The organism is Janthinobacterium lyxosi (assembly GCF_051380665.1).
In the GTDB taxonomy this organism is placed as follows: domain Bacteria; phylum Pseudomonadota; class Gammaproteobacteria; order Burkholderiales; family Burkholderiaceae_D; genus Janthinobacterium.
In genome coordinates, this window is sequence record NZ_JBNYXM010000051.1 from 1 (window position 1) to 19,346 (window position 19,346).

Annotated in this window: 20 protein-coding genes and 5 pseudogenes; 15 read left to right on the top strand and 10 right to left on the bottom strand. The window is 57.2% G+C overall.

Annotated features, from left to right (window positions below):
• Positions 1 to 150 precede the first annotated feature (150 nt).
• The 6 genes from ACQ4WP_RS27805 to iteA form a co-directional block, all read right to left on the bottom strand.
• Positions 151 to 720, bottom strand: a complete 570-nt coding sequence (locus tag ACQ4WP_RS27805) for a plasmid fertility inhibition factor family protein (protein ID WP_436526339.1) — start codon at positions 718 to 720, stop codon at positions 151 to 153.
• Complete coding sequence (locus ACQ4WP_RS27810; protein ID WP_157814822.1) at positions 717 to 896, bottom strand: hypothetical protein; 180 nt, start codon at positions 894 to 896, stop codon at positions 717 to 719. The genes ACQ4WP_RS27805 and ACQ4WP_RS27810 overlap by 4 nt, the downstream gene beginning before the upstream one ends.
• A 336-nt stretch (positions 897 to 1,232) precedes the next feature.
• Entirely contained in the window at positions 1,233 to 1,943 is a 711-nt protein-coding gene (locus ACQ4WP_RS27815) for a hypothetical protein (protein WP_436526341.1), read from the bottom strand.
• A gap of 336 nt (positions 1,944 to 2,279) precedes the next feature.
• Positions 2,280 to 2,609: a hypothetical protein gene (locus ACQ4WP_RS27820; protein WP_436526343.1), complete on the bottom strand. Its 330-nt coding sequence runs from the start codon at positions 2,607 to 2,609 to the stop codon at positions 2,280 to 2,282.
• Positions 2,610 to 2,653: 44 nt separating this feature from the next.
• Complete coding sequence (iteS, locus tag ACQ4WP_RS27825) at positions 2,654 to 4,996, bottom strand: S8 family anti-phage peptidase IteS (protein WP_436526345.1); 2,343 nt, start codon at positions 4,994 to 4,996, stop codon at positions 2,654 to 2,656.
• Complete coding sequence (iteA, locus tag ACQ4WP_RS27830; RefSeq protein WP_436526347.1) at positions 4,950 to 6,119, bottom strand: anti-phage ATPase IteA; 1,170 nt, start codon at positions 6,117 to 6,119, stop codon at positions 4,950 to 4,952. Before iteA ends, iteS begins: the two co-directional genes overlap by 47 nt.
• A 402-nt stretch (positions 6,120 to 6,521) precedes the next feature.
• Here iteA and ACQ4WP_RS27835 point away from each other — a divergent pair, with 402 nt between their 5' ends.
• The 7 genes from ACQ4WP_RS27835 to ACQ4WP_RS27865 all read left to right on the top strand — a co-directional run bounded on the left by ACQ4WP_RS27835 (position 6,522) and on the right by ACQ4WP_RS27865 (position 9,778).
• Positions 6,522 to 7,172: a tyrosine-type recombinase/integrase gene (locus tag ACQ4WP_RS27835; RefSeq protein WP_436526349.1), complete on the top strand. Its 651-nt coding sequence runs from the start codon at positions 6,522 to 6,524 to the stop codon at positions 7,170 to 7,172.
• A 253-nt stretch (positions 7,173 to 7,425) separates the two neighbouring features.
• Positions 7,426 to 7,800 carry a hypothetical protein gene (locus tag ACQ4WP_RS27840; protein WP_436526351.1) on the top strand — a complete coding sequence of 125 codons (375 nt, stop codon included), beginning with the start codon at positions 7,426 to 7,428 and terminating at the stop codon, positions 7,798 to 7,800.
• A 6-nt stretch (positions 7,801 to 7,806) separates the two neighbouring features.
• Complete coding sequence (locus ACQ4WP_RS27845; protein ID WP_436526353.1) at positions 7,807 to 8,064, top strand: hypothetical protein; 258 nt, start codon at positions 7,807 to 7,809, stop codon at positions 8,062 to 8,064.
• A gap of 10 nt (positions 8,065 to 8,074) precedes the next feature.
• A complete protein-coding gene (locus tag ACQ4WP_RS27850; protein ID WP_436526355.1) occupies positions 8,075 to 8,284 on the top strand; it encodes a hypothetical protein in 210 nt (69 codons plus the stop codon).
• 292 nt (positions 8,285 to 8,576) lie between these two features.
• Complete coding sequence (locus ACQ4WP_RS27855; RefSeq protein WP_436526357.1) at positions 8,577 to 8,987, top strand: GNAT family N-acetyltransferase; 411 nt, start codon at positions 8,577 to 8,579, stop codon at positions 8,985 to 8,987.
• 17 nt (positions 8,988 to 9,004) lie between these two features.
• The gene (locus tag ACQ4WP_RS27860) at positions 9,005 to 9,250 is read left to right on the top strand and encodes a hypothetical protein (protein WP_436526359.1); all 246 of its coding nucleotides are present in this window, start codon (positions 9,005 to 9,007) and stop codon (positions 9,248 to 9,250) included.
• 96 nt (positions 9,251 to 9,346) lie between these two features.
• A complete protein-coding gene (locus ACQ4WP_RS27865; protein WP_436526361.1) occupies positions 9,347 to 9,778 on the top strand; it encodes a hypothetical protein in 432 nt (143 codons plus the stop codon).
• Between the two features lie 75 nt (positions 9,779 to 9,853).
• Here ACQ4WP_RS27865 and ACQ4WP_RS27870 read toward each other — a convergent pair whose 3' ends face one another.
• Positions 9,854 to 10,366: a hypothetical protein gene (locus ACQ4WP_RS27870; RefSeq protein ID WP_436526363.1), complete on the bottom strand. Its 513-nt coding sequence runs from the start codon at positions 10,364 to 10,366 to the stop codon at positions 9,854 to 9,856.
• Positions 10,367 to 10,473: 107 nt separating this feature from the next.
• On the opposite strand from ACQ4WP_RS27870, the gene ACQ4WP_RS27875 reads away from it, so the two are divergent.
• Complete coding sequence (locus tag ACQ4WP_RS27875) at positions 10,474 to 10,830, top strand: hypothetical protein (RefSeq protein ID WP_436526365.1); 357 nt, start codon at positions 10,474 to 10,476, stop codon at positions 10,828 to 10,830.
• 95 nt (positions 10,831 to 10,925) lie between these two features.
• On the opposite strand, the pseudogene ACQ4WP_RS27880 reads toward ACQ4WP_RS27875, so the two are convergent.
• Positions 10,926 to 11,276, bottom strand: a pseudogene (locus ACQ4WP_RS27880) (transposase domain-containing protein); the annotation flags it as partial.
• 61 nt (positions 11,277 to 11,337) lie between these two features.
• Positions 11,338 to 13,269 (bottom strand): annotated as a pseudogene (locus ACQ4WP_RS27885) (Tn3 family transposase); the annotation flags it as partial.
• 264 nt (positions 13,270 to 13,533) lie between these two features.
• On the opposite strand from ACQ4WP_RS27885, the gene ACQ4WP_RS27890 reads away from it, so the two are divergent.
• Positions 13,534 to 13,761 (top strand): AbrB/MazE/SpoVT family DNA-binding domain-containing protein, encoded by a 228-nt coding sequence (locus ACQ4WP_RS27890; RefSeq protein WP_436526367.1) that lies wholly within the window; start codon positions 13,534 to 13,536, stop codon positions 13,759 to 13,761.
• Positions 13,758 to 14,156 (top strand): type II toxin-antitoxin system death-on-curing family toxin, encoded by a 399-nt coding sequence (locus ACQ4WP_RS27895; protein WP_436526369.1) that lies wholly within the window; start codon positions 13,758 to 13,760, stop codon positions 14,154 to 14,156. The genes ACQ4WP_RS27890 and ACQ4WP_RS27895 overlap by 4 nt, the downstream gene beginning before the upstream one ends.
• Positions 14,157 to 14,228: 72 nt before the next feature.
• On the opposite strand, the gene ACQ4WP_RS27900 is transcribed toward ACQ4WP_RS27895, so the two are convergent.
• Entirely contained in the window at positions 14,229 to 14,609 is a 381-nt protein-coding gene (locus ACQ4WP_RS27900) for a hypothetical protein (RefSeq protein WP_436526371.1), read from the bottom strand.
• 288 nt (positions 14,610 to 14,897) lie between these two features.
• Here ACQ4WP_RS27900 and ACQ4WP_RS27905 point away from each other — a divergent pair.
• The 5 genes and pseudogenes from ACQ4WP_RS27905 to ACQ4WP_RS27925 form a co-directional block, all read left to right on the top strand.
• Positions 14,898 to 14,975, top strand: a pseudogene (locus ACQ4WP_RS27905) (recombinase family protein); the annotation flags it as partial.
• Between the two features lie 104 nt (positions 14,976 to 15,079).
• Positions 15,080 to 16,794: pseudogene (locus tag ACQ4WP_RS27910) on the top strand (TnsB C-terminal domain-containing protein).
• A gap of 2 nt (positions 16,795 to 16,796) precedes the next feature.
• Positions 16,797 to 17,705 (top strand): TniB family NTP-binding protein, encoded by a 909-nt coding sequence (locus tag ACQ4WP_RS27915; RefSeq protein ID WP_436526375.1) that lies wholly within the window; start codon positions 16,797 to 16,799, stop codon positions 17,703 to 17,705.
• Positions 17,702 to 18,919, top strand: coding sequence for a TniQ family protein (locus ACQ4WP_RS27920; RefSeq protein ID WP_436526377.1), 1,218 nt, complete (start codon positions 17,702 to 17,704; stop codon positions 18,917 to 18,919). The genes ACQ4WP_RS27915 and ACQ4WP_RS27920 overlap by 4 nt, the downstream gene beginning before the upstream one ends.
• A gap of 61 nt (positions 18,920 to 18,980) precedes the next feature.
• Positions 18,981 to 19,232, top strand: a pseudogene (locus ACQ4WP_RS27925) (recombinase family protein); the annotation flags it as partial.
• Positions 19,233 to 19,346 lie beyond the last annotated feature (114 nt).

The following is a 19,346-nucleotide window of genomic DNA, read 5'->3' on the forward strand; positions in this document are numbered from 1 at the left end:
GGAGAAAAATATCGATCCATCGTGACCGCACCGACTACAATTTAGCCGCGTAACATCATTGAATGCGCAGCGGTCACGATAGACCGGAATCAGCGGTCACGTTGACCGGAATACGCAACTACTCCCCTGCCGCTGATCGAACCAACGGTGTCAATCCATTTTTTGCTTGAACAAGGTACCGACGGCGACCGCCTGGCCGCCATCCACGCCGGCCAGCGCCTGCAGCCGTGCCGCGTCGGCCATCGGGCATTTGACCGGCATGGCCTTCACGCCGTGAGTCAGCAGCCAAATGGTGCGGGTGACCCCGTCGGTGAACGAGAGGACTGGGTGCTCGGTGACGTCGACGCGCGCCAGCACCTTCCACAGCAACCAGCGACGCCACACCGGCGTTTCCAAGCGTCGCAGCTCACAGCTGACGGTGGCCAGCGGCACCGGGTTGGCACGGCCCTCCGCAAAATGCCGGCCAGGCCAAGGGAACTTGCGGTCCAGCGGCCAAGTCGCGGGGCTTTGGTGCGCCACCTCCGGATGGCTGCTGCCCGACCGGCGCCATAGCTGCAGGAACCGCTCGGGGTCGACCTCCACGACCGCCCATTCTTCGCCGTCAGAACCAGGATCCTGCTCGCACATATAGACCGTGTCGCTGCCGGTGCGCACGGCGAACAGCGCGCCCTGGAAGTAGTGAATAGGGTGTACACCAGCGAAGGTGCGCAGCGCCGTCATGGTGAACAGCCATTGCCGGCGCTGGCGGGCCGCTTGTCACCGCGCGCCAGTTCCGAGGTGGACGGGCTGCAGTTCCGTTCAGCCGGCTTGCCAGTGATGAACTGCTTGCCGAAGGCTGGCGCGTGATCGTTGGCGGCTACGGCACGGAATTTACCGGGCTCGCACCAGAATGCCACTCTGACGCCTTGCTGAGCGGCGAACAGCTGCTGGGCCTGAGCACAGTTCTGGCGGTTATATGTAGCGGCTCGCGTTTGAAGCGGGCCCTGCTCGCATTCCATGCGTTTCCCGGCTCAGATTAAGTGCAAATGACGAGCGACTGGTGCTCACGCTATCTGCAAGTATGCTCGCAATCCATGGCGCCGGCTTGCATTCAAGGGCAACGTGCTCGCGCTAACTGCAAATGAAATTGGGGTTCAAGGTGCAACGGAACGTAAAACCGGGTTAAGGGCGGGCCTGTCAGATTGAGGTCATAGACGTCGACGCGATAGCGTCATGAAATGCCTGAATCGACACTAAAGTGGGTCAGTATCTTGAGTAGTAGCCAAGACTATGTTGACAACATCGTTTTCTGAACTGCTGAAATCGACAATCCAAGCTGACGTGGGATTGTCCACGCAGCTCGCGTTTTGTTGGTCTGTCCATTCAAGTTGTACTGCGGCGTGAAGCCAGAGGAGCCGGCGTAAAAAGTCTAACGCTTTCTTAATAGTCTGTGGCCCCTTACGGTACTCGCCCCGCTGGATTTCAACTTGCGCTATAAAGTTTTCTCCAAGAGGATTCGGCGCATGCATGAAGGTCGAGCACACCCCGTATAGCTCGATTAATTTACTGTGATTTACGACAGTTTTCGCGCGATCGAAATTGATCGTGCCGGTGCCAGTCGACGAGTGAGCGCCAAGGGGTATCGGCAGCATGTGTGGGCTGAGCTTCACAAGCCTAGACAGAATCTCTTTTGCATTCCAATCCCTCGTCGGATCTGGTTCCGGAGCCTTGGGTGTTTTCGGCTCCGTTGCTCTGAAATGCCGATAACGATGTTCTTCCCGGACCATTGCACCAAACGTTATTAGCTCGATGACTTTCCGAATTTGCAGAAAACAAAATTCACAATCTAGCGAAGATAGACCCGTCAGTGGAGCGCTCGCCGTCGAGACTCGTTCTGCTGCCAATATCCGAAGCTTGGCCTCCGTCATCTGGACATGGTAAACGTCATGGGCTTTGGTGGGCATCACTGTTTCCTAGTGGGACATCCAAGAAGGGCTGGACCTGGTCAATCGACAGCCAGTCGACAGGCGCATGGTAAGTAAAATCCTAACACGCGGGTGTATCTAAACCAAAACTAACCCGGTTCTCCGTTCCGTTGCACCTGGAACCCCAAACTCGGCACAGCTCCCTGATCGATTCTACAAGCCACAGAACACGCCTCCGCGTGTACAGTTCTGCTGCGCGGGCCTGATTCCGAGTTTTTACACGGCCTGGGCCGGTTGCAGTCCTTTGTGGCTTCCGCCCTGAAGCGGCCATTTGAGATTGCCTCCTTCTACTGCAAAAGGGACTCTTGATAGCAATCAATTAATGGATACCCTGCGGCAGACCGGTTGCATTTCGAGTTTTGTTATCTTCCAACGGTTTTCGTCCTGGCTCTCGAAATCCAGTTTATAGTCGAAATTGCTATCTACGGATACAAGGATGACGATTACTTCTCGATCTGGACTAGATGCGGCCTGCCGAAGCTTGGCCCCGATATCGCTGATAATGCGGAAGATGTCTCTTCCGTCGGACAGTGAATCAAACAATGTTACGCCATCAGGCGTTTCATACGAACCGATTACTTTCCACGTGTTCGAAACCGGCATTTCAAAGCGAATGAAGGCACGGGACCAGGGTGCTTGCTTCAATTGCATTTTCCTAATTAACGTTGAGCTGTCGTGTCATTTTACGCTCACACTCGCACCGGTACCTCAACACGGGCTGCAATGTCCTGATGCTGCCAGTTGGAGGCAGCAAGAAGGCGGCGCCCTTCTTCATAAACAAGTGAATTGTCATCGAGCGCACGCAACGTTACGATGATCACCGCGCGCATTGGCTGCGTCAACGGCGGCTCGAACGCCCTCCGCAGTAAGGTCGCCTGCAGTGCCCATGTGTCGCCTGCAACACCCTTCGAAAAAGCGCGTCGATACGTCTTAACGGGGGACCATTTTCCGCCATGCTCCACCTGAGCTTCTTCGAAACCCGTCGTGCCAAGCTCCCCCTCTACTGGCACGCACCCGTGAAATGCCCATCCACCGTTGGCCTTTGGCGACAAGCGCCCAAAGCCGACATCAATATTAAAGCGCACATATTCCGCGCCTTTGGACGCGTCGACTGGTGGCGAATAAACCGCTGTGATGATGACCTCGGCCTTCAACTTGCCATTCTGCAGGAGCGAGGGTGGGATTGGAAAAGGGGCTTTGCGCCACTTCATCGAGTCGACGATGTCCAGTTCGAAAAGCAGCGAGAAGCTGGCGTCCGTATCGTATAGCACGGCAGTGGGATCACCGGGTATGCCGGCCCCATAGTAACGGCGGGTTAAGGCATCGCGTTCTGGTGAACCCAGCTGCGCACTGTGAATCATCAAGGCCTTGATCAAGGCTGGATATGGGGCCAATGGATGCGCGCGTCCTGGTCCGCTTAACGCGGACCAGGTACGCGCTGCCAGCCCGGCCGCAATTGGCGACGCAAAACTGGTGCCGCAATCTGCGCTCGCGTGCCCCGCCGCCCTTAGTACGTTGATGCCAATGCCGGCGGCCTGCAGGTCCATGTCGGCATTACCACCCACATGCACCAAGTCGGGCTTAGGTGTGAACACAGGACCTGGGCCGCGGCGGGAGTATGGCGCCGGCTCATCAATGCGCACCAAACTTGTGGGGCTATCGAGATGAGTAACGGCACCGACCGTCAACGCGCGCACCGAATCACCAGGCGTTGAAATACGGTCCGCAAGTGGTTGAGCCGGTGCTGGCCAACTACGACGTGGCAGCTGCACATAGTTTCCCGCAGCCACAATAAACAATACGCCATGCATGTCTGAGAGCGCATCGAGTTCGCGGCCGAATTCGGAAAACTCGTCATCGTTGATCGAGTTGCCTCCCAGTGAGAGGTTCCAGACTTTGATGTTTGGGTATTTGGGAATTGCCTCGCGCAAGCGGATGATCAAATCCGCTTGCTGCGCGCCAGCGCCCCCCGACTCCAGAGCGCACACATCGTGAATCAGGCATCCACCGGCGATAGGGAAATGGCCATGCTGGCTGTTTAGCCCACGGCTATCGACCACGAGCGAGGCCACCGCTGTGCCATGCACGTAATCCGTATCGGGCGGAAGGATGTAGACGTCGCGGCTTGCCACCCAGGGATGCAAATGCGCACTGGCGGGATTCACACCAGAATCGAATACCGCCACGATCGGCACGTTAGGACCGGCCGGAATCGGGCCAGCCGAGAATGTCGGGCCGGGCGAGGCGGGCATCACTGCCGCCGTTGGGAGAATGCGGGGCTCTGGACGGGCATGGCGCACACCTTGGAAACGCACAATTGCCGCGAAGGCTTCATCAGTCATTGTCCCGTTCAAGGCCAGCAGGTAAAGCGGCGGCCCTACGCGCTGTGGCAAGCGCAACGGCTCCAGTCTATATTGGCGCAAGAGCTCTTCAAAATGGTCGACCACACGGCTCGTGGTCACTGGCGAGGCATGCGTAAAAAGCCGAACCATGAGCCGGGTGGCTTGCTGGCGGAACGTTGCGAGAACCTGTGTCAGCTGCTGCTCGCGCACATCTCGCGGCAGGCGCCGCGCCACGCTCCATGCCTCGAAGCCATCGACGGCGGATAGATTCGCACGCACGGCCTTGGTATTGCGCTGCGAGATCACATGGTTGAGCTGGTCGATTGAGACCGGATTGACCGCGACAAGCATTTCGTTGATCTCACCGTGCCCTGCCGGTGGGATGTCCGCTTCGTGAATCAATGTCAAGGGGCGATGGCTCTTCGCCACCGCCATGTCACGCATCCGCACGACCATTACGCCGGGGATATCCGGGTATACCCCAGCTTCAGCGGCGATAATGTTCGCCGCAGCCATCATCGAGCGCGACAGCGTCTGACGTAATTCCGTAGTGACCGGTACCAGTTCCTTTCCACCGCCCCCGGCCGGTGGGTCCATGCCCATCAAATCGCGCCGCTCATAGGACACGTGCGCAATCGGGTTGCTAGGGTTGGGCTTTCCTCTTCCGGGTCGGTTTGCCTGCGTTGCCATGGTCGTCTTGGAGGTAGTGGTTTATTTGTCTAGTAGATACATTGTATAAGCGAGCAAGTTCCCTAAGGGAAAAAATTTTTGTATCCCAGTTCCGTAACCAGCGTATCTCGTCGCTCAACGTGGCCAAGGCGTGACCATCGGCCAAGGCCAACGATAACGACAAGCGCCTGAACAGCTCCTCCTCATCTATATGGGCGCTGCCAGCAAAAACAGCATGCCGCTTGGTATCGAGGCTGACCTGCTCTATCAATGCGCCAGACGCACCTGCGGACTTTGTAGATAACAACTGCCAGTCCAACGCCTCCGGTGCGAACTCGCCAAGCATGTTTTGCCACATTTGGTGTCGCAATGCGGTGTCGGGCAACGGAAGGGGCAGCTGGAAGGGGAACCGGCGCCATACGGCTGGGTCAAGCATCTTTTCGTGATTGGAGGCCGCTAACAGCACGGTATTATCCGAAAGCGCGTCGATGTTCTGTAACAATGCGATAACGACACGCTGGAGTTCACCGATATCCCGCTCATTGCCACGGGCCGACGCCAAGGCATCGAATTCGTCGAGAAAGAGGACGCAAGGACGTTGCTCGATGTAATCGAAAATACGACGAAGATTCTTACTTGTCTGGCCCAGCAAGCTGCTGATTAAGGTGTCGCAACGCGCCGTCAGCAGCGGAAGTCCTAGTTCGCTGGCAATCCAGCGCGCCGCCTGCGTCTTGCCCGTACCGGGCGCCCCATAAAGCAGCATGCGCAGCGGCATGGCCGCACGCGCCTCACGCAAGCGGTCATAGTGGCGCACACTTTGCAGGAATTCTTCGACGCGTTTGGCCGTTCCTCCAGGTAGGAAAAGATGCACGCTTCCTTTGGCGGGTGTGCTGATATCGAGAGTTTCCAAACGACTTTCGCTGTCCACTGGCAGCCCCCCCGCCATCCCGCCGGCATCTTGAGCGTAAGCAACGGCTGCAGGCGCGCGCGCCAGGCGTTCCCGGATTCGCCTGGCAATTTCGCGCTCGCCTTCTTGCTCTAACTTGTCCGCCAGCAGACCGGCGTAGTTGGAAGACATACTAGCGTTGGACCGCAGCGCGCCGTCGAGAATTTTTAATACTTCAGAAAGATGCGGAAAAGACATTTTATGACAAAATTTAGCATGAGTGACGCGTTAAATATTGATATCGTAACGGATAAAGACACTTCTGTGCCGCTTTTATCGCGTTCTGTTTCAATAAGATGGCCCTCCTTGTGTAGCCTCGCTCTCGGGGGAAGTGCAGTACCGAGCCAGCACGAGCGGCAGACGCACTGGTAATGGACGATGCACCGACATGTTGCACGCCATCTGGTTGGCCGCCAGCAACTCGCGTGCCGCCTAAGCCTCGTTGGTCTAGAGGTCTTTCAGTTCCGATTAGAGGTGCTCGATCAGTTGTCCCAGCTTTTCCTCGGACATGAGGAAACCGGCGGTGGTACACTTGAAAAAGAGCCTCAACGGTTCTCACTCTGAATGCAGCACATTTCGACACCTATTCAGAGGATCAATATGGCACAAGCCACCGTCTTACGTCCGGGCCAGTACCGGCACTTACTCCGCGTCACAGCAGCCATCAGTCGCGATCCCGAACGCGATACTCTCGTCCTGTTGTTAGGGATCATGTGCGGTATGAGGGTGAGCGAAATCGCACAAATTGAAGTTCAGGATGTGCTGTTTCCATCCGGGGCGATTCGGCAAGAAGTATCACTTCGGGCAGCTATCACGAAGGGATGCCGCCAGCGATGTATCTATCCCACGAACCGGGCGCTCATCGAGGCATTGGAATCCTACCTAACCTACCGGATAGAACGGCGTTGGCGCATGAGTGACGACCCCCTGCGTTATCGCGGCCTACGGCCCGATAGCGCCCTGGTGCTGACCTTCAAGGGCTTCAAATACAGTATGAATCGAAAGCGCCGGATCAACCAAGCGGGCGAGCAAGTCGATTACGCGGCCTGTGACGCCTTGCAAGCCCATGTGACTAAGTTGTACCGAGACGCGGGCATTAAAGGAGGCAGTAGCCATTCTGGCCGGCGCACGATGGCATCCAGGTTACTCGGACAGGGACATTCACTGGAAACGCTTCAGCTCTTGCTGGGGCATGCCGATCTGGACCATGTTGATCCATATCTTGAGGTAGATAACAAAAAGCTGCGGTAGGCTTTCATAGACGTGCTACCATAATTTTATGGAGTACAAAAATTGCTGTACTCTCCCAAATTTATGGAGTACATTAATAATTATGGAATTTGTTCCAAAAAAGCCCGGTCGTCCGCCGATTGCACCTGAAAAACGCCGTAGCGCGCGATTGCAGATAAGGGTTTTTCCAGATATCGCCGAGAAAGCGGCACGGGTCGGAACCGCTGCAGTTGAGGAAGCGATCCGTAAGATAAAAGGGCCGAAATAGGAAACTATGAGCGTTTTATCGAAAAAAGAAGTCGAAGAGGCAAATCGAGGAGAAATCATGCAAATTGTTCATCCATGCAACGCGTTCGCGCAACGAGCAGGTTTTACATCTTGGGCAACGGCCCTGGAAGCAATGAAGGCCGGCAAAATCATCTCGGCAAGTGCGCCGAAAGTTGCTAAAAGTACTGGGGACTTAAACATTTTCCATGACCAGGCTAGAGACGACGGCCTCGTCGTGGTCCCGGTTCCTCATGGCGATTTTGGGCTCGTCTCTGTCGGTTTTGCCGCTAACTTCCCAGAACAAACGCTCAAGCGGCTTGAAGCGGAAGCGAAACCTATCGTCTCGCTTGGTGGCCACTATAAGACCGCTTCTGAATCCTAGGAAAAGATGAAGAATAAAATCTATGGCCGCAAGGTCGGATCGAAGGACGACATGGCGCTGTTGATCGAGGGTGAAGGCGTATCGACTGGTGGCGTCAAGGTTGACCAGAGCCAGTTGGATCAGTTCGCGGTCGTGAATACCCGCCGCGCAGTGCAGGGTATGCGTGAGCGCGGCATTGAGGGCTACGTGGTCTTTGAAGGCGATCCGACGCGGTACGAATTTACCCCGGAAGCAGACTTTGAATATCCGGCCGCAATTCACTAGGGAAAAGACCGTGCAAAAGACAAAAGGATTTTTCGTGGATTGGGATGGTAAAACCCGTCGTACCGACGCTCCTGGCTCCGGCTTGAGTTGTCGCGTTGTTGAACGTGGCCATACCGGCGTCGATGTGTTTGATGCGGACGATTTTGTCATCCATGAGGCCAGCTTCTTTCCAACGTTGGAAGCGGTTACTGCTGCCGGCGTCGTCGTTGAAATGGTTTAAAGGGAAAATTCATGGCTCATTTTAATGATCAAGAAGTAGCTGACGCGGTAGCCGATCACAAAGCCGGTGTGGATGCGAAAGGTGAGCGGGAGGAGCTTGAAGAATCAACGCCTCCGGGACGCACGTTGGAAGGATGCAACGGGAACCCTGCTACGTGTGACCGGAAGCACGAACATGTGACCCCCTTTTGTCACCAGTGCCAAGTTCTTCTCGCCGAATCGGAAAACGACCAGCCTCACTGAGGGCTGCGTCTGACGCTGCCTAGTTCGCTTAGACGGCCAGCGAGAATAATATGATTAAATTTGTTGCAATCCTCAATGAATTAGAGATAAAGAGCGACGTTCTTCGATTTCGGCTCGCACAGGGAAGTACTCCGAGGACACAGGATTTTGTTGCCTTACACCACGAGGTTGAAGTCGGCTTGCTAATTTTTGAAGATTGGGGACTGCCATTTAGCTTTGTCTATGAAGTTTTCGTACTTCAAGAAGCAAGGAATGACCGCATAGGGTCTTTGCTTCTTTCGCAGGCCGAAATGATCGCGGCCAAGCTTGGCCGCTCAAGCATTCGTCTGATTCCAAGATCTCTTTGTGGGGAGGCGATGTCCGACTTAGAACTAACCGCCTGGTATAAAAGAAAGGGCTACATCGAATGCGCTTCCGAAACAGGGCAACTCGAGAAGTTTCTTTTTCCATCACCTAAATAAAATCCACGGAAAAGATCATGCAACAGGACCAGGCAATTGAGATCTATCAGCGTGCCGTTGATCCGACCATGGGCGAGGAACAGGGCGCGCGGTGGTGGGCCGATGTGAGCGCCGAGTTGGACGCCGTGATCGCTGCGCCGGACACCGCGACGGCCGCCCGCGTCATCACTTGGTGGCATGCCGACTGGCGCATGGTTGGCCAGAGCCCGAAGCGCGTAGCCGGCCGCATTCGCCGCCAAGCTGCACGCGTGTTGAACGCTTGAAGGAAAACGCGCCCTAGTGGCCGCCCGCTTGCTGGCCGCTGGCGCCATGGATGGAGTAAGGGCCGGACGCAATGTGTGGCAGACGAGGAAAAAATCTTGATTAATCCATTACGTTTTGTGCAGCTTGGTCTGTTCCTTGGTGGGGGTGTTGCATATCGATTGATCGGTGCTGTAGATATTCCAATGAATTCAGCTTTGGCTAATGAACGCTTGGATTCAAAAACATGTTTTTCGGTCGTGAAAACGCAGGGTCACCTGGTAGGGTATGAATTGAGTGACATGCTAGTGTCGTCCGGTGGACGGCTTGAAGTGCTTCCTGCAACTGGTAGTTTCGATGTTGGCGACGGAAAGCGTCGCACATATACCAATGGAAAAATTACTGTTGCGATTACACCGATCAGCATAAAGAGACATGATATCGAAAAAGACGTAGTGTTTGAGATTATCGAGAAAGCAGAGGCGGTCATAAGCGAAGGCAAACGGCGTCAGCGGTTAAAACTACATGTAAGACTGCATTGTTCACCGTAGCTATACGAATGCTGTGGTTCTTCGCCCGTAAAGTTGAATAAGGCAGGGGAAAATCGTGAGCGTACATGAATTGCATCAGCCGTACACCCATTGCACTCGTTGCGGGTGTGAGGTCCGCCCCGGATCGCGTACCACGACCGTGGAAGTGAAGGACGAAATCTGGAAAGCTGGCGCGACCGTCAGCACAGTCTTTGCGAAAGTGGCCCTTGTGTTCTGCGCGAATTGCAGTCCACTTTTCGACTTCAAGCGCGTGGCGGTGGGGTGCAGGCTGACCGAGGATGATATGGTAGTGCAAGAGGCCGCTGAGAGCGCCGAAATCGAAGCGGCTCGGCCGGCCGTAGCATCAGAGCTAATGGTGCCACCGGAGTAAGCGTCTTCCCAGCGCCGTCTAGACTGTCTGACCACCACCAGTGCTCGTCCGCGCCCGTCCATGCTGATGGGTATGCGTTCGACCACCGGGCGCGGCACCTTGCGCACCAGCAGAAAGGCGGCGGCGCTGCGCTGGCCGTAAGTGAGGGCCCATTCCAGGCCCTGGCGCACGATCGACGCATGGCGGGCATCGGTGCGCGGAGTTTTCTTGATATCCATCCCATCACTATCGAATACGCGACGATGGCGCACGGTACGGCGGCGTACAGTGCGAGGGTTCTTCCAGTACACTGCGTAGCTCGACTACAAAGCCAGGAAAAAAGACGATGTTACGTTTGATGTTGCCACTGCTGGCCTGCGCGTTACTGGCCGGCTGCGCCCTCACCCGCGCTTCCGACGCCACGCTGGCGGCCGAAGTGGACCAGCTGCACGCGGTCGGCCTGACCATGGACGCGGCCAGAAAGGTCGCCACGGAACAGGGCTTCGAGTGCAGTCCGTACATCAACCGGGACGTCTCGGTATCTACCCCGCAAGGCACGCGCAAGACCGACATGCTCGAATGCAGCAAGAAGTCGCTGGAACTGGTCTGCCCGCAGCGCCGCTACGTGGTGTTTAATATCGAACCTTCTACCGGCTTGGTGCGATCGGTTGGCAAGCGGTTCAACCAGAATTCATGCTTTTGATGTCCAGATCAGCGTAAGCGTCCGCTCAGCGCCTTATTGAGTTCAGGGGCGTTTTGATCGATGATGGCGTCACACCGCTGGGAAGCGGCGTGATCTCAAAGGGCTGCTGGCAGGTTGCAGTTCCAGGGCAAGAAATCATCAACCCGATTGACGGGATGATCGGCGATATGCGTCAGCACGTGACGCAACCAGGCTTCGGGGTCGACACCGTTCAGCTTGGCCGTGCCGATCAGCGAGTAGATCGCGGCGGCGCGCTCGCCGCCGCTGTCGGCGCCGGCGAACAAGTAATTGCGGCGGCCGATGGCCACGCCACGCAAGGCGCGTTCGGCCGCAGAGTTATCGATCTCGATGGCGCCGTCGTCGCAATAGCGCAGCAGCGCGGGCCACAGCTTGAGCGCGTACAGGATTGCTGCCGCCGTGTCGGACTTGCGCGATAAAGTATCGAGCATGCTGGGGCGCCCACAGAATTCGGAAAAAATAGTACGCTAAGGTTTTCCCGCTGATCAATCACAAGTTTTTTGTGTCACGCAGCGGCCGGAATTGCCCCTTATCGATTTTTTGGTTCTGGCGCCAGACATAGTCACCGGTCAGGTTGATATGCTCCCAGCCCAGCGGCGACAAGTATCGCAGCATGCCGTCGTCAGGCAGCTTGCCAGCTTCGCGCAAGGCCTGCGTCGCCCGTTCAAGGTACACGGTGTTCCACAGCACGATGGCAGCGGTCACCAGGTTCAATCCGCTGGCGCGGTAGCGTTGCTGCTCGAAGCTCCGGTCCCTGATCTCGCCCAGCCGGTGGATGAAGACTGCCCTGGCCAGCGCGTTGCGCGCCTCGCCCTTGTTCAATCCGGCATGCACGCGCCGGCGCAACTCAACGTTCTGCAGCCAGTCCAGGATGAACAGCGTGCGCTCGATGCGGCCCAGTTCGCGCAGCGCGATCGCCAGACCGTTCTGGCGCGGGTAGCTGCCGAGCTTGCGCAGCATGAGCGACGCGGTCACGGTGCCGTGCTTGATCGATGAGGCCAGGCGCAGGATGTCGTCCCAGTGCGCGCGCAGATGTTTGATGTTCAAGGTGCCGCCAATCATGGCTTTTAAGGCCGGGTAGTCCGTGATCGCACCCGGAATGTACAGCTTGGTGTCGCCGAGGTCGCGGATGCGCGGCGCAAAGCGAAACCCGAGCATGTGCATCAGTGCGAATACGTGATCCGTGAAGCCGGCCGTGTCGGTGTAGTGTTCCTCGATGCGCAGATCCGATTCGTGATACAGCAATCCGTCGAGCACGTAGGTTGAATCGCGCATGCCGACGTTGACCATCTTTGTGCTGAAAGGAGCGTAATTGTCGGCGATGTGCGTGTAAATCATCTTCCCCGGTTCGGCGCCGTATTTCGGGTTGATGTGGCCGGTGCTCTCGGCCCGGCCGCCGGCGCGAAAGCGCTGGCCATCCGATGATGACGTGGTGCCGTCACCCCAGTTTCCGGCGAATGCATGACCGATCTGAGCGTTGACCAGATCGGCCAGCCCCGCCGAATAGGTTTCATCCCGGATATGCCAGGCTTGCAGCCACGACAGCTTGGAATAGCTCGCGCCCGGGCTCGACTCTGCCATCTTGGTCAGACCGAGGTTGATGGCGTCAGCCAGGATCGCCGATAGCAGCAAGGTCTTGTCCTGAACCTGCGTGCCGCTTTTCAGGTGGACGAAGTGGCGGGTGAACCCGGTCCATTCGTCCACCTCCATCAGCAGTTCGGTGATCTTGATGCGCGGCAACAGGCTGCTGGCCTGATCGATCAGGACCTGGGCTGACTCCGGCACTACCGTGTCCTGCGGCGTGATTCTCAAGCCGGTGTCGGTGATGATCGCGTCCGGTAGTGCCTTGGCCAGCGCAAGCCGGTTGACTGTGGCCAGCTGCTGATTCAACAAAAGAACCCGCTCAAGCAGGTACTGGTCGAGGTCCGGATTGATCGCTATCGGCAACGCGCGCGCCTTCTGGAGTGCACTGAATTTTTCCGGTGGCAGCAAGTAGTCCTCGAAATCCCTGAACTGGCGCGAACCCTCAACCCAGATGTCGCCAGAGCGCAGCGCGTTTTTCAGTTCCGACAGTGCGCAAATTTCGTAGAAGCGACGATCGATCCCCTCGTCGGTGATGACCAGCGGCTTCCAGCGCGCTTTGACGAACGCGCAAGGCGCATCGTCCGGCACCTTGCGCGATCCGGTCGCGTTCATCTCGCGCACCATGTCGATGGCATCCATGACGGCCTGCGCCGCCGGCGCCGCCTTCAGTTTGAGCACATCGAGCAACTCCGGGGTGTATCGGCGTAGCATGCTGTAGTGGTCACCGACCAGGTGCAGATGGTCGAATGTCGCCGGCTGGGCGAGTTGGGCAGCGTCGGTGACGCTTTGTGCGAATGCGGCCCACGGAATTACGGACTCGATGGCGGCATACGTGTAGTGACCTGCATTTGAAACGGGCCCGACCAGCATTCCAGCCGATTCTCGGCCAGGAATAACTGCAACTGACGGGCCCCTCAAACCAGCATTAGCTGCAAATGAACCTGCATTTACCCGCGCCGACCTGCATTCCATCGCCGCGAACCAGCATTAGCTGCAACTAACCAAGATGGGTTGGGAGCAGGACCCGTGAAAATTCGAATGCAGTTTCGCTTGTGTATGGCGTCGGATAACTATATAATCAAAATTATATAGGAGGTTGATATGTTGACATTCAAGGTAACCACCGTAGGGGCATCCGAGGGTTTCATTCTGAACAAAGAAGCCAAACTGCGCCTGAACGTACAGAAGGGCGACACTCTATTCTTGACCGAGGCGCCAGACGGTGCGTTGCGCATCACGCCATACGACCCTGACTTCGCGCGCCAGATGGCCCTTGCTGAAGGCATCATGCATGATGACCGCGAAATTCTGCGAGTGCTTGCACAATGAGGTTGTGGCGTTGGGTCTCGGCCTCCCTGGTGTACGCGGTGCATGACATGCAACTGGCACGGCATGGGGGCTTGGCGGGTCTGCGCGACAAGAATGCAGTGGAGTCGGCGGTAGGGCGGGCACAACAACTTGCCACCTATGGTGAACCGGCGCCCGATGCTGCCGACCTTGCCGCTGCCTACGCCTTCGGCCTGGCGCGCAATCATGGCTTTAGTGATGGTAACAAACGGACAGCTTGGGTGGTCGCACGCGTCTTTCTGGTGGATAACGGCGAGGGTCTGGACTTTACAGAAATTGACGCCATTCGCTTGATGCAAAACGTAGCTGCTGGAAACATTACCGAGCAGGAGTTAGCGCAATGGTTTCGGCTGCGCTTGGCATCGACGGTACGCTAGCTAGCCGCACAGTCGGATACGGACAGTTTACCTTTGAACGGGGCCGGCATAGATGCTAGCCAGCCCTTCCGATTACTTACTTGTGAAGCTCCAGCGCTCGGTCTTATCTGAGCATTTGTCCAAGTAGTTATGGTCAAATTGATCCATGCGAAGATAGTAAGTCTTGAAATTTCCGCAAGCCAAACCAGGATCTTTTGTCGGCGCCGCACCACCGTATTCAAACCAGTAACATTGATAGGTTACACCGTTAATTACAACAGCTCCATATCGTGTGTTGTGCCCGTACAGTACGAGCTTGACCGTTTTATCGAAATTGCCGGCGGACCCGTCTGCGTCACCAATGTCTCGGATGTTGTCAGCATCAACAAGGTCCTGTGTGATGTATCCCAGTTGGTCATTGCCCAGCTTCAAAATCTCTGCTGTTTTCTTGGTTACTTCTTCCAGTGTCAACATGTTTGTTCCTCCAGGTAGAGTTTCAGAAAAACCGCTTTTATTTTGCAAAAAAACAACACAAGTAGCAGGAAGTTGATAAATATAATTATTGGTGCTTAAAACAACAAAACTGAGTTTCGCAGCTGTCACAGTGGTGCGCTGGCAACGTCCAACAAACGAGGGTTTATTGGATTACCGCGCGCGGCCGGCGTATGGCGGCCTTCTCAAGCACACCGACAATCCACAATCCCTTTCCAATATTCAAAGTCCAGCTATACTGAGTTTTCGTGATTAATTGGACAAGTCGCTATGCTGATCGGCTACGCCCGCGTCTCGACCGACGACCAGAACCTGGACTTGCAGCGCGATGCGTTGCTGGCGGCCGGTGTCATTTTCAGAAGGCGACTGCACCATTTTGTTGGCCCACGCGGCGACTGTGCACACGAGTTTTGACTTTCTGTTGTCAGTAGTCGTCTTCACCAACATCGTCTATGCTGAATACTCCTATGCACAGAAGTGAGGTGCGGGCGTGGCAGCAGAAATACAGCGCATAGCCGAGCAAGGGGTCTTGACACTGCCGGATGCCGCCTGGGAGCGGGCACGACAACGAATGGATGTCGTAGGGCCGCTTGCGGCACTTGATCTCGTCGGTCATCAGGCCGCTGATGACGCCGCGCACTCATTGGGCTTGTCCCGGCGGCAGGTATACGTCTTGATCCGGCGCGCACGGCAGGGCTCCGGCTTGGTCACGGACCTCGCGCGTGGTCAATCCAGCGGCGGTAAAGGCAAGGGCCGCTTATCGGAGCCGGTCGAGCTCATCATTCGCGATCTGTTGCAAAAGCGGTTTTTGACCCGGCAGAAGCGCAGCCTGGCGGCTTTATACCGTGAAGTAGCACAGGCGTGCAAGGCGCGGAAGTTGCCGGTGCCGGCCCGCAACACAGTGGCTTTACGCATCGCCAGCCTGGACCCGCGAAAAGTGGCGCGCAGCCGGGGTGGCCCGGATGCCGCCCGTGACTTGCAAGGCGTCGGCGGTGTGCCGCCCGAAGTCACTGCACCACTTGAGCAAGTGCAAATCGACCATACGGTCATCGATCTGATTATCGTCGATGAGCGCGACCGGCAGCCCATTGGACGCCCTTACCTGACGGTCGCCATCGACGTATACACGCGCTGCGTGCCCGGCATGGTGGTCACGCTAGAAGCACCGTCCGCCGTCTCCGCCGGCCTTTGCCTTGCCCACGCCGCCTGCGACAAACGCCCGAGCTTGGAACGTCTGAATGTGGAAATGGGTTGGCCGATGAGCGGCAAGCCCAAGCTGCTGTATCTGGACAATGCTGCTGAGTTCAAGAGCGAGGCCCTACGCCGTGGCTGCGAACAGCACGGAATTCAGTTGAGCTATCGACCGCCGGGCCTGCCGCATTTTGGTGGCATTGTGGAGCGGATCATCGGCACCGCGATGCAGATGATCCACGAATTGCCGGGCACGACGTTTTCCAACCCGAACCAACGCGGCAAGTACGATTCGGACGGCATGGCGGCGCTGACGCTGCGCGAACTGGAACGCTGGCTCACCCTGGCGATCGGCGCCTATCACGGCTCTGTGCATGGAACTTTGCTCCAGCCGCCGGCGGCGATATGGGCCGATGCCGTAGCCCGTTCCGGCGCGCCGGCCATCGTCACGCACGCGACCGCGTTCCTGGTCGATTTCCTGCCGGTGATCAGACGCACATTGACCCGGACCGGCTTTGTCATCGACCACATCCATTACTATGCCGACGCACTCAAGCCATGGATCGCCCGGCGCGGCAGCTTGCCGGCCTTCCTCATCCGGCGCGACCCGCGTGATATCAGCCGGATATGGGTACTGGAGCCGGAGCAGCAACACTATTTGGAAATCCCCTACCGCACCTTGTCCCATCCCGCCATCACGTTGTGGGAGCAACGCCAGGCGCTGGCCCGCTTGCGGCAGCTCGGGCGTGAACAGGTGGATGAGGCGGCGCTGTTCCGCATGATCCGGCAAATGCGCGACATCGTGGACAACGCCCAGCACACTACGCGCAAGGTCCGGCGCGATACCGAGCGGAAGCAGCATCTCAAGACGCTATCGCCCTCGGGCAAGCCCTCGCCGCCTGTGGTTGAAATACCTGATATCAAAACCGAAGGCGAGCCGCCGGCAACGCCATTTGACCAGATCGAGGAGTGGTAGCCATGGACGAATTTCCCGCCATCGACCTGTCCCACCTTTTGCCGGCAGCGCAGGGGCTAGCTCGCCTGCCTGTAGCCGAGCGCATTCAGCGCATCCGTGCCGACCGCTGGATCGGCTATCCGCGCGCGGTCGAAGCGCTTAACCGGCTGGAAACCCTGTTTGCATGGCCGAGCAAGCAGCGCATGCCCAACCTCTTGCTGGTCGGTCCGACCAACAACGGCAAGTCCATGATCATCGAGAAATTCCGCCGTACTCACCCCACCACCTCCCGCGACGACCAAGAACACATTCCGGTGCTCTGCGTGCAGATGCCATCGGAGCCATCGGTCACGCGCTTCTATGTGGCCTTGCTCGTCGCCATGGGTGCGCCGCTGCGCCCGCGCCAGCGGCTGCCGGAGATGGAGCAATTAGCGTTGTCGCTGTTGCGCCGCGTCGGAGTGCGCATGCTGGTGATCGACGAGCTGCATAATGTTCTTGCCGGTAACAGCGTGAGCCGGCGGGAGTTCCTCAATCTGCTTCGCTTTCTCGGCAACGAACTTCGCGTCCCGCTGGTCGGGGTTGGCACGCGCGAGGCTTACCTTGCCATCCGGTCGGACGATCAACTGGAAAACCGTTTCGAGCCCGTTATGCTTCCATTGTGGGAGGCCAACGACGACTGCTATTCGTTGCTGGCGAGCTTCGCCGCGTCGTTCCCGCTGCGAAGAAGCTCGCCCATCGCCACGCCAGACATGGCCCGTTATCTGCTGACCCGCAGCGAGGGCACCATCGGCGAACTGGCGCACCTGTTGATAGCGGCGGCCGTCGCCGCTGCGGAAAGCGGAGAGGAAGCCATCAACCATCGAACGCTTAGCATGACCGACTACGCTGGCCCCAGCGAGCGGCGCCGGCAGTTCGAGCGGGAGTTAATGTGAGCCAGGCGCAACGCTGGCCGCTACATCCGGCCCCCAAGGAAGGCGAGGCATTGTCGTCCTGGCTTCATCGTGTCGCCGACTGCTACCAGATGGACATGCGCGAGCTGCTGGAGCATGATCTTGGCCACGGCCAGATCGACGACCTCGACACTACGCCGCCGCTACCGCTGTTGATAGCCCTTTCTCAGCGCAGCGGCATCGAGCAAGACCGCCTGCGCTGCATGAGTTTCGCCGGATGGACGCCGTGGCTGCTGGACAGTCTTGACAACTCGGTTCCGTCCGCCCTGGAAACCTATGTTTTTCAGCTATCAGTTCTGCTGCCGAAGGGGCGTCGAAAAACGCGGTCGATCATGAGCTGGCGCGCCTGGCTGCCGATGCAGCCGCTGCGTCGGGCGTGCCCGCGCTGCATTCGCGACTCGGCGGAACATGCGCTGCCACTCATATGGCAATTGCCGTTGCTATTGAGCTGTCCGACGCATGGTTGCTGGCTGGAGCCCTATTGGGGAGGGACTGGGACGTTCATGGGTTGGGATGACGCATCATGTGAGCAGCGGCAGGCCAGTGCGCCGATTTCGGCGATGGACCGGCGCACCTGGCAGGCACTCACAACAGGATACGTCGAGCTACCGCGCCGCCGGGTCCATGTCGGACTTTGGTTTCGCCTGCTGCGCACTTTGTTGGACGAGTTGAACACGCCGATCTCGCTGTGCGGATCATATGGTGAAGCTATCCGATACGTATGGGAGCGATGCGGCCACCAGCTCCGTGCCGGGCAGGGCCAATGGCAGCCCTTTGAGATTTTAGCGGACTCGGTGCAGTTGCAAATGCTGGAGGCGGCAGCTACCGCCATCGAGTTGATCGAATCGCAGATTTTGAATGCAGCCGGAGAGTTCGCTGGCTTGTTCGTGCAAGAACCGCAGAGGGAATTCACAAACGGTCTGCCGGTACACGTGGGATCGGAAGAACCCGTCAACTACTGGCGAAAGGCGGCCGAAGCAATTGAAGAGGCCGTTCTTGATGCTCGACACAATCCCGAGACTGCCCGCTCGCTATTCCGGTTGGCATCGTACGGCCGGAACGACCCTGCTTCTTTGGAGCAACTGCGAGTGATATTTGCTAAAGAGCAAATTCCAGCCGAATTTCTGTTAAATTATGAACCAACAGAACCCTTTACATGTCATACATTAAGTAACGGGTTAAGTGACAGTTTTTGATGATTGGCAAGTGACAGGACGGACTGTCACACAATCGACCGTATAAGTGACAGATGAAATCATGCTAATTGGATACATGCGAGTCTCAAAGGCCGACGGTTCGCAAACGACGAACTTGCAGCGAGATGCACTTGAGTTGGCCGGCGTCGAACCGAAGCATCTCTATGAAGATCAGGCATCGGGAAAACGAGAAGATCGCCCAGGCCTCGCTGCTTGTCTCAAAGCGCTGCGCGAAGGAGACACGCTGGCGGTTTGGAAGCTGGACAGGCTCGGTCGGGATTTGCGCCATTTGATCAATACGGTGCATGACCTTAGAACGTGTTCACAATCTATCCGAATAGCCGGATAATGGCGGGATGAGAAAGCCTTACGCCAGCGACATCAGTCGAGAAAAGTTTGAAGAAATCCTTCCGCTGCTGCAAAGCGT

What these genes read in the sequence shown, in the direction of transcription:
- ACQ4WP_RS27805 (WP_436526339.1), bottom strand. Translation starts at nt 720, where the DNA reads ATGACGGCGCTGCGCACCTTCGCTGGTGTACACCCTATTCACTACTTC.
- ACQ4WP_RS27815 (WP_436526341.1), bottom strand. Translation starts at nt 1,943, where the DNA reads ATGCCCACCAAAGCCCATGACGTTTACCATGTCCAGATGACGGAGGCC.
- iteS (WP_436526345.1), bottom strand. Translation starts at nt 4,996, where the DNA reads ATGGCAACGCAGGCAAACCGACCCGGAAGAGGAAAGCCCAACCCTAGC.
- iteA (WP_436526347.1), bottom strand. Translation starts at nt 6,119, where the DNA reads ATGTCTTTTCCGCATCTTTCTGAAGTATTAAAAATTCTCGACGGCGCG.
- ACQ4WP_RS27835 (WP_436526349.1), top strand. Translation starts at nt 6,522, where the DNA reads ATGGCACAAGCCACCGTCTTACGTCCGGGCCAGTACCGGCACTTACTC.
- ACQ4WP_RS27840 (WP_436526351.1), top strand. Translation starts at nt 7,426, where the DNA reads ATGAGCGTTTTATCGAAAAAAGAAGTCGAAGAGGCAAATCGAGGAGAA.
- ACQ4WP_RS27845 (WP_436526353.1), top strand. Translation starts at nt 7,807, where the DNA reads ATGAAGAATAAAATCTATGGCCGCAAGGTCGGATCGAAGGACGACATG.
- ACQ4WP_RS27855 (WP_436526357.1), top strand. Translation starts at nt 8,577, where the DNA reads ATGATTAAATTTGTTGCAATCCTCAATGAATTAGAGATAAAGAGCGAC.
- ACQ4WP_RS27860 (WP_436526359.1), top strand. Translation starts at nt 9,005, where the DNA reads ATGCAACAGGACCAGGCAATTGAGATCTATCAGCGTGCCGTTGATCCG.
- ACQ4WP_RS27870 (WP_436526363.1), bottom strand. Translation starts at nt 10,366, where the DNA reads ATGGATATCAAGAAAACTCCGCGCACCGATGCCCGCCATGCGTCGATC.
- ACQ4WP_RS27875 (WP_436526365.1), top strand. Translation starts at nt 10,474, where the DNA reads ATGTTACGTTTGATGTTGCCACTGCTGGCCTGCGCGTTACTGGCCGGC.
- ACQ4WP_RS27890 (WP_436526367.1), top strand. Translation starts at nt 13,534, where the DNA reads ATGTTGACATTCAAGGTAACCACCGTAGGGGCATCCGAGGGTTTCATT.
- ACQ4WP_RS27895 (WP_436526369.1), top strand. Translation starts at nt 13,758, where the DNA reads ATGAGGTTGTGGCGTTGGGTCTCGGCCTCCCTGGTGTACGCGGTGCAT.
- ACQ4WP_RS27900 (WP_436526371.1), bottom strand. Translation starts at nt 14,609, where the DNA reads ATGTTGACACTGGAAGAAGTAACCAAGAAAACAGCAGAGATTTTGAAG.
- ACQ4WP_RS27915 (WP_436526375.1), top strand. Translation starts at nt 16,797, where the DNA reads ATGGACGAATTTCCCGCCATCGACCTGTCCCACCTTTTGCCGGCAGCG.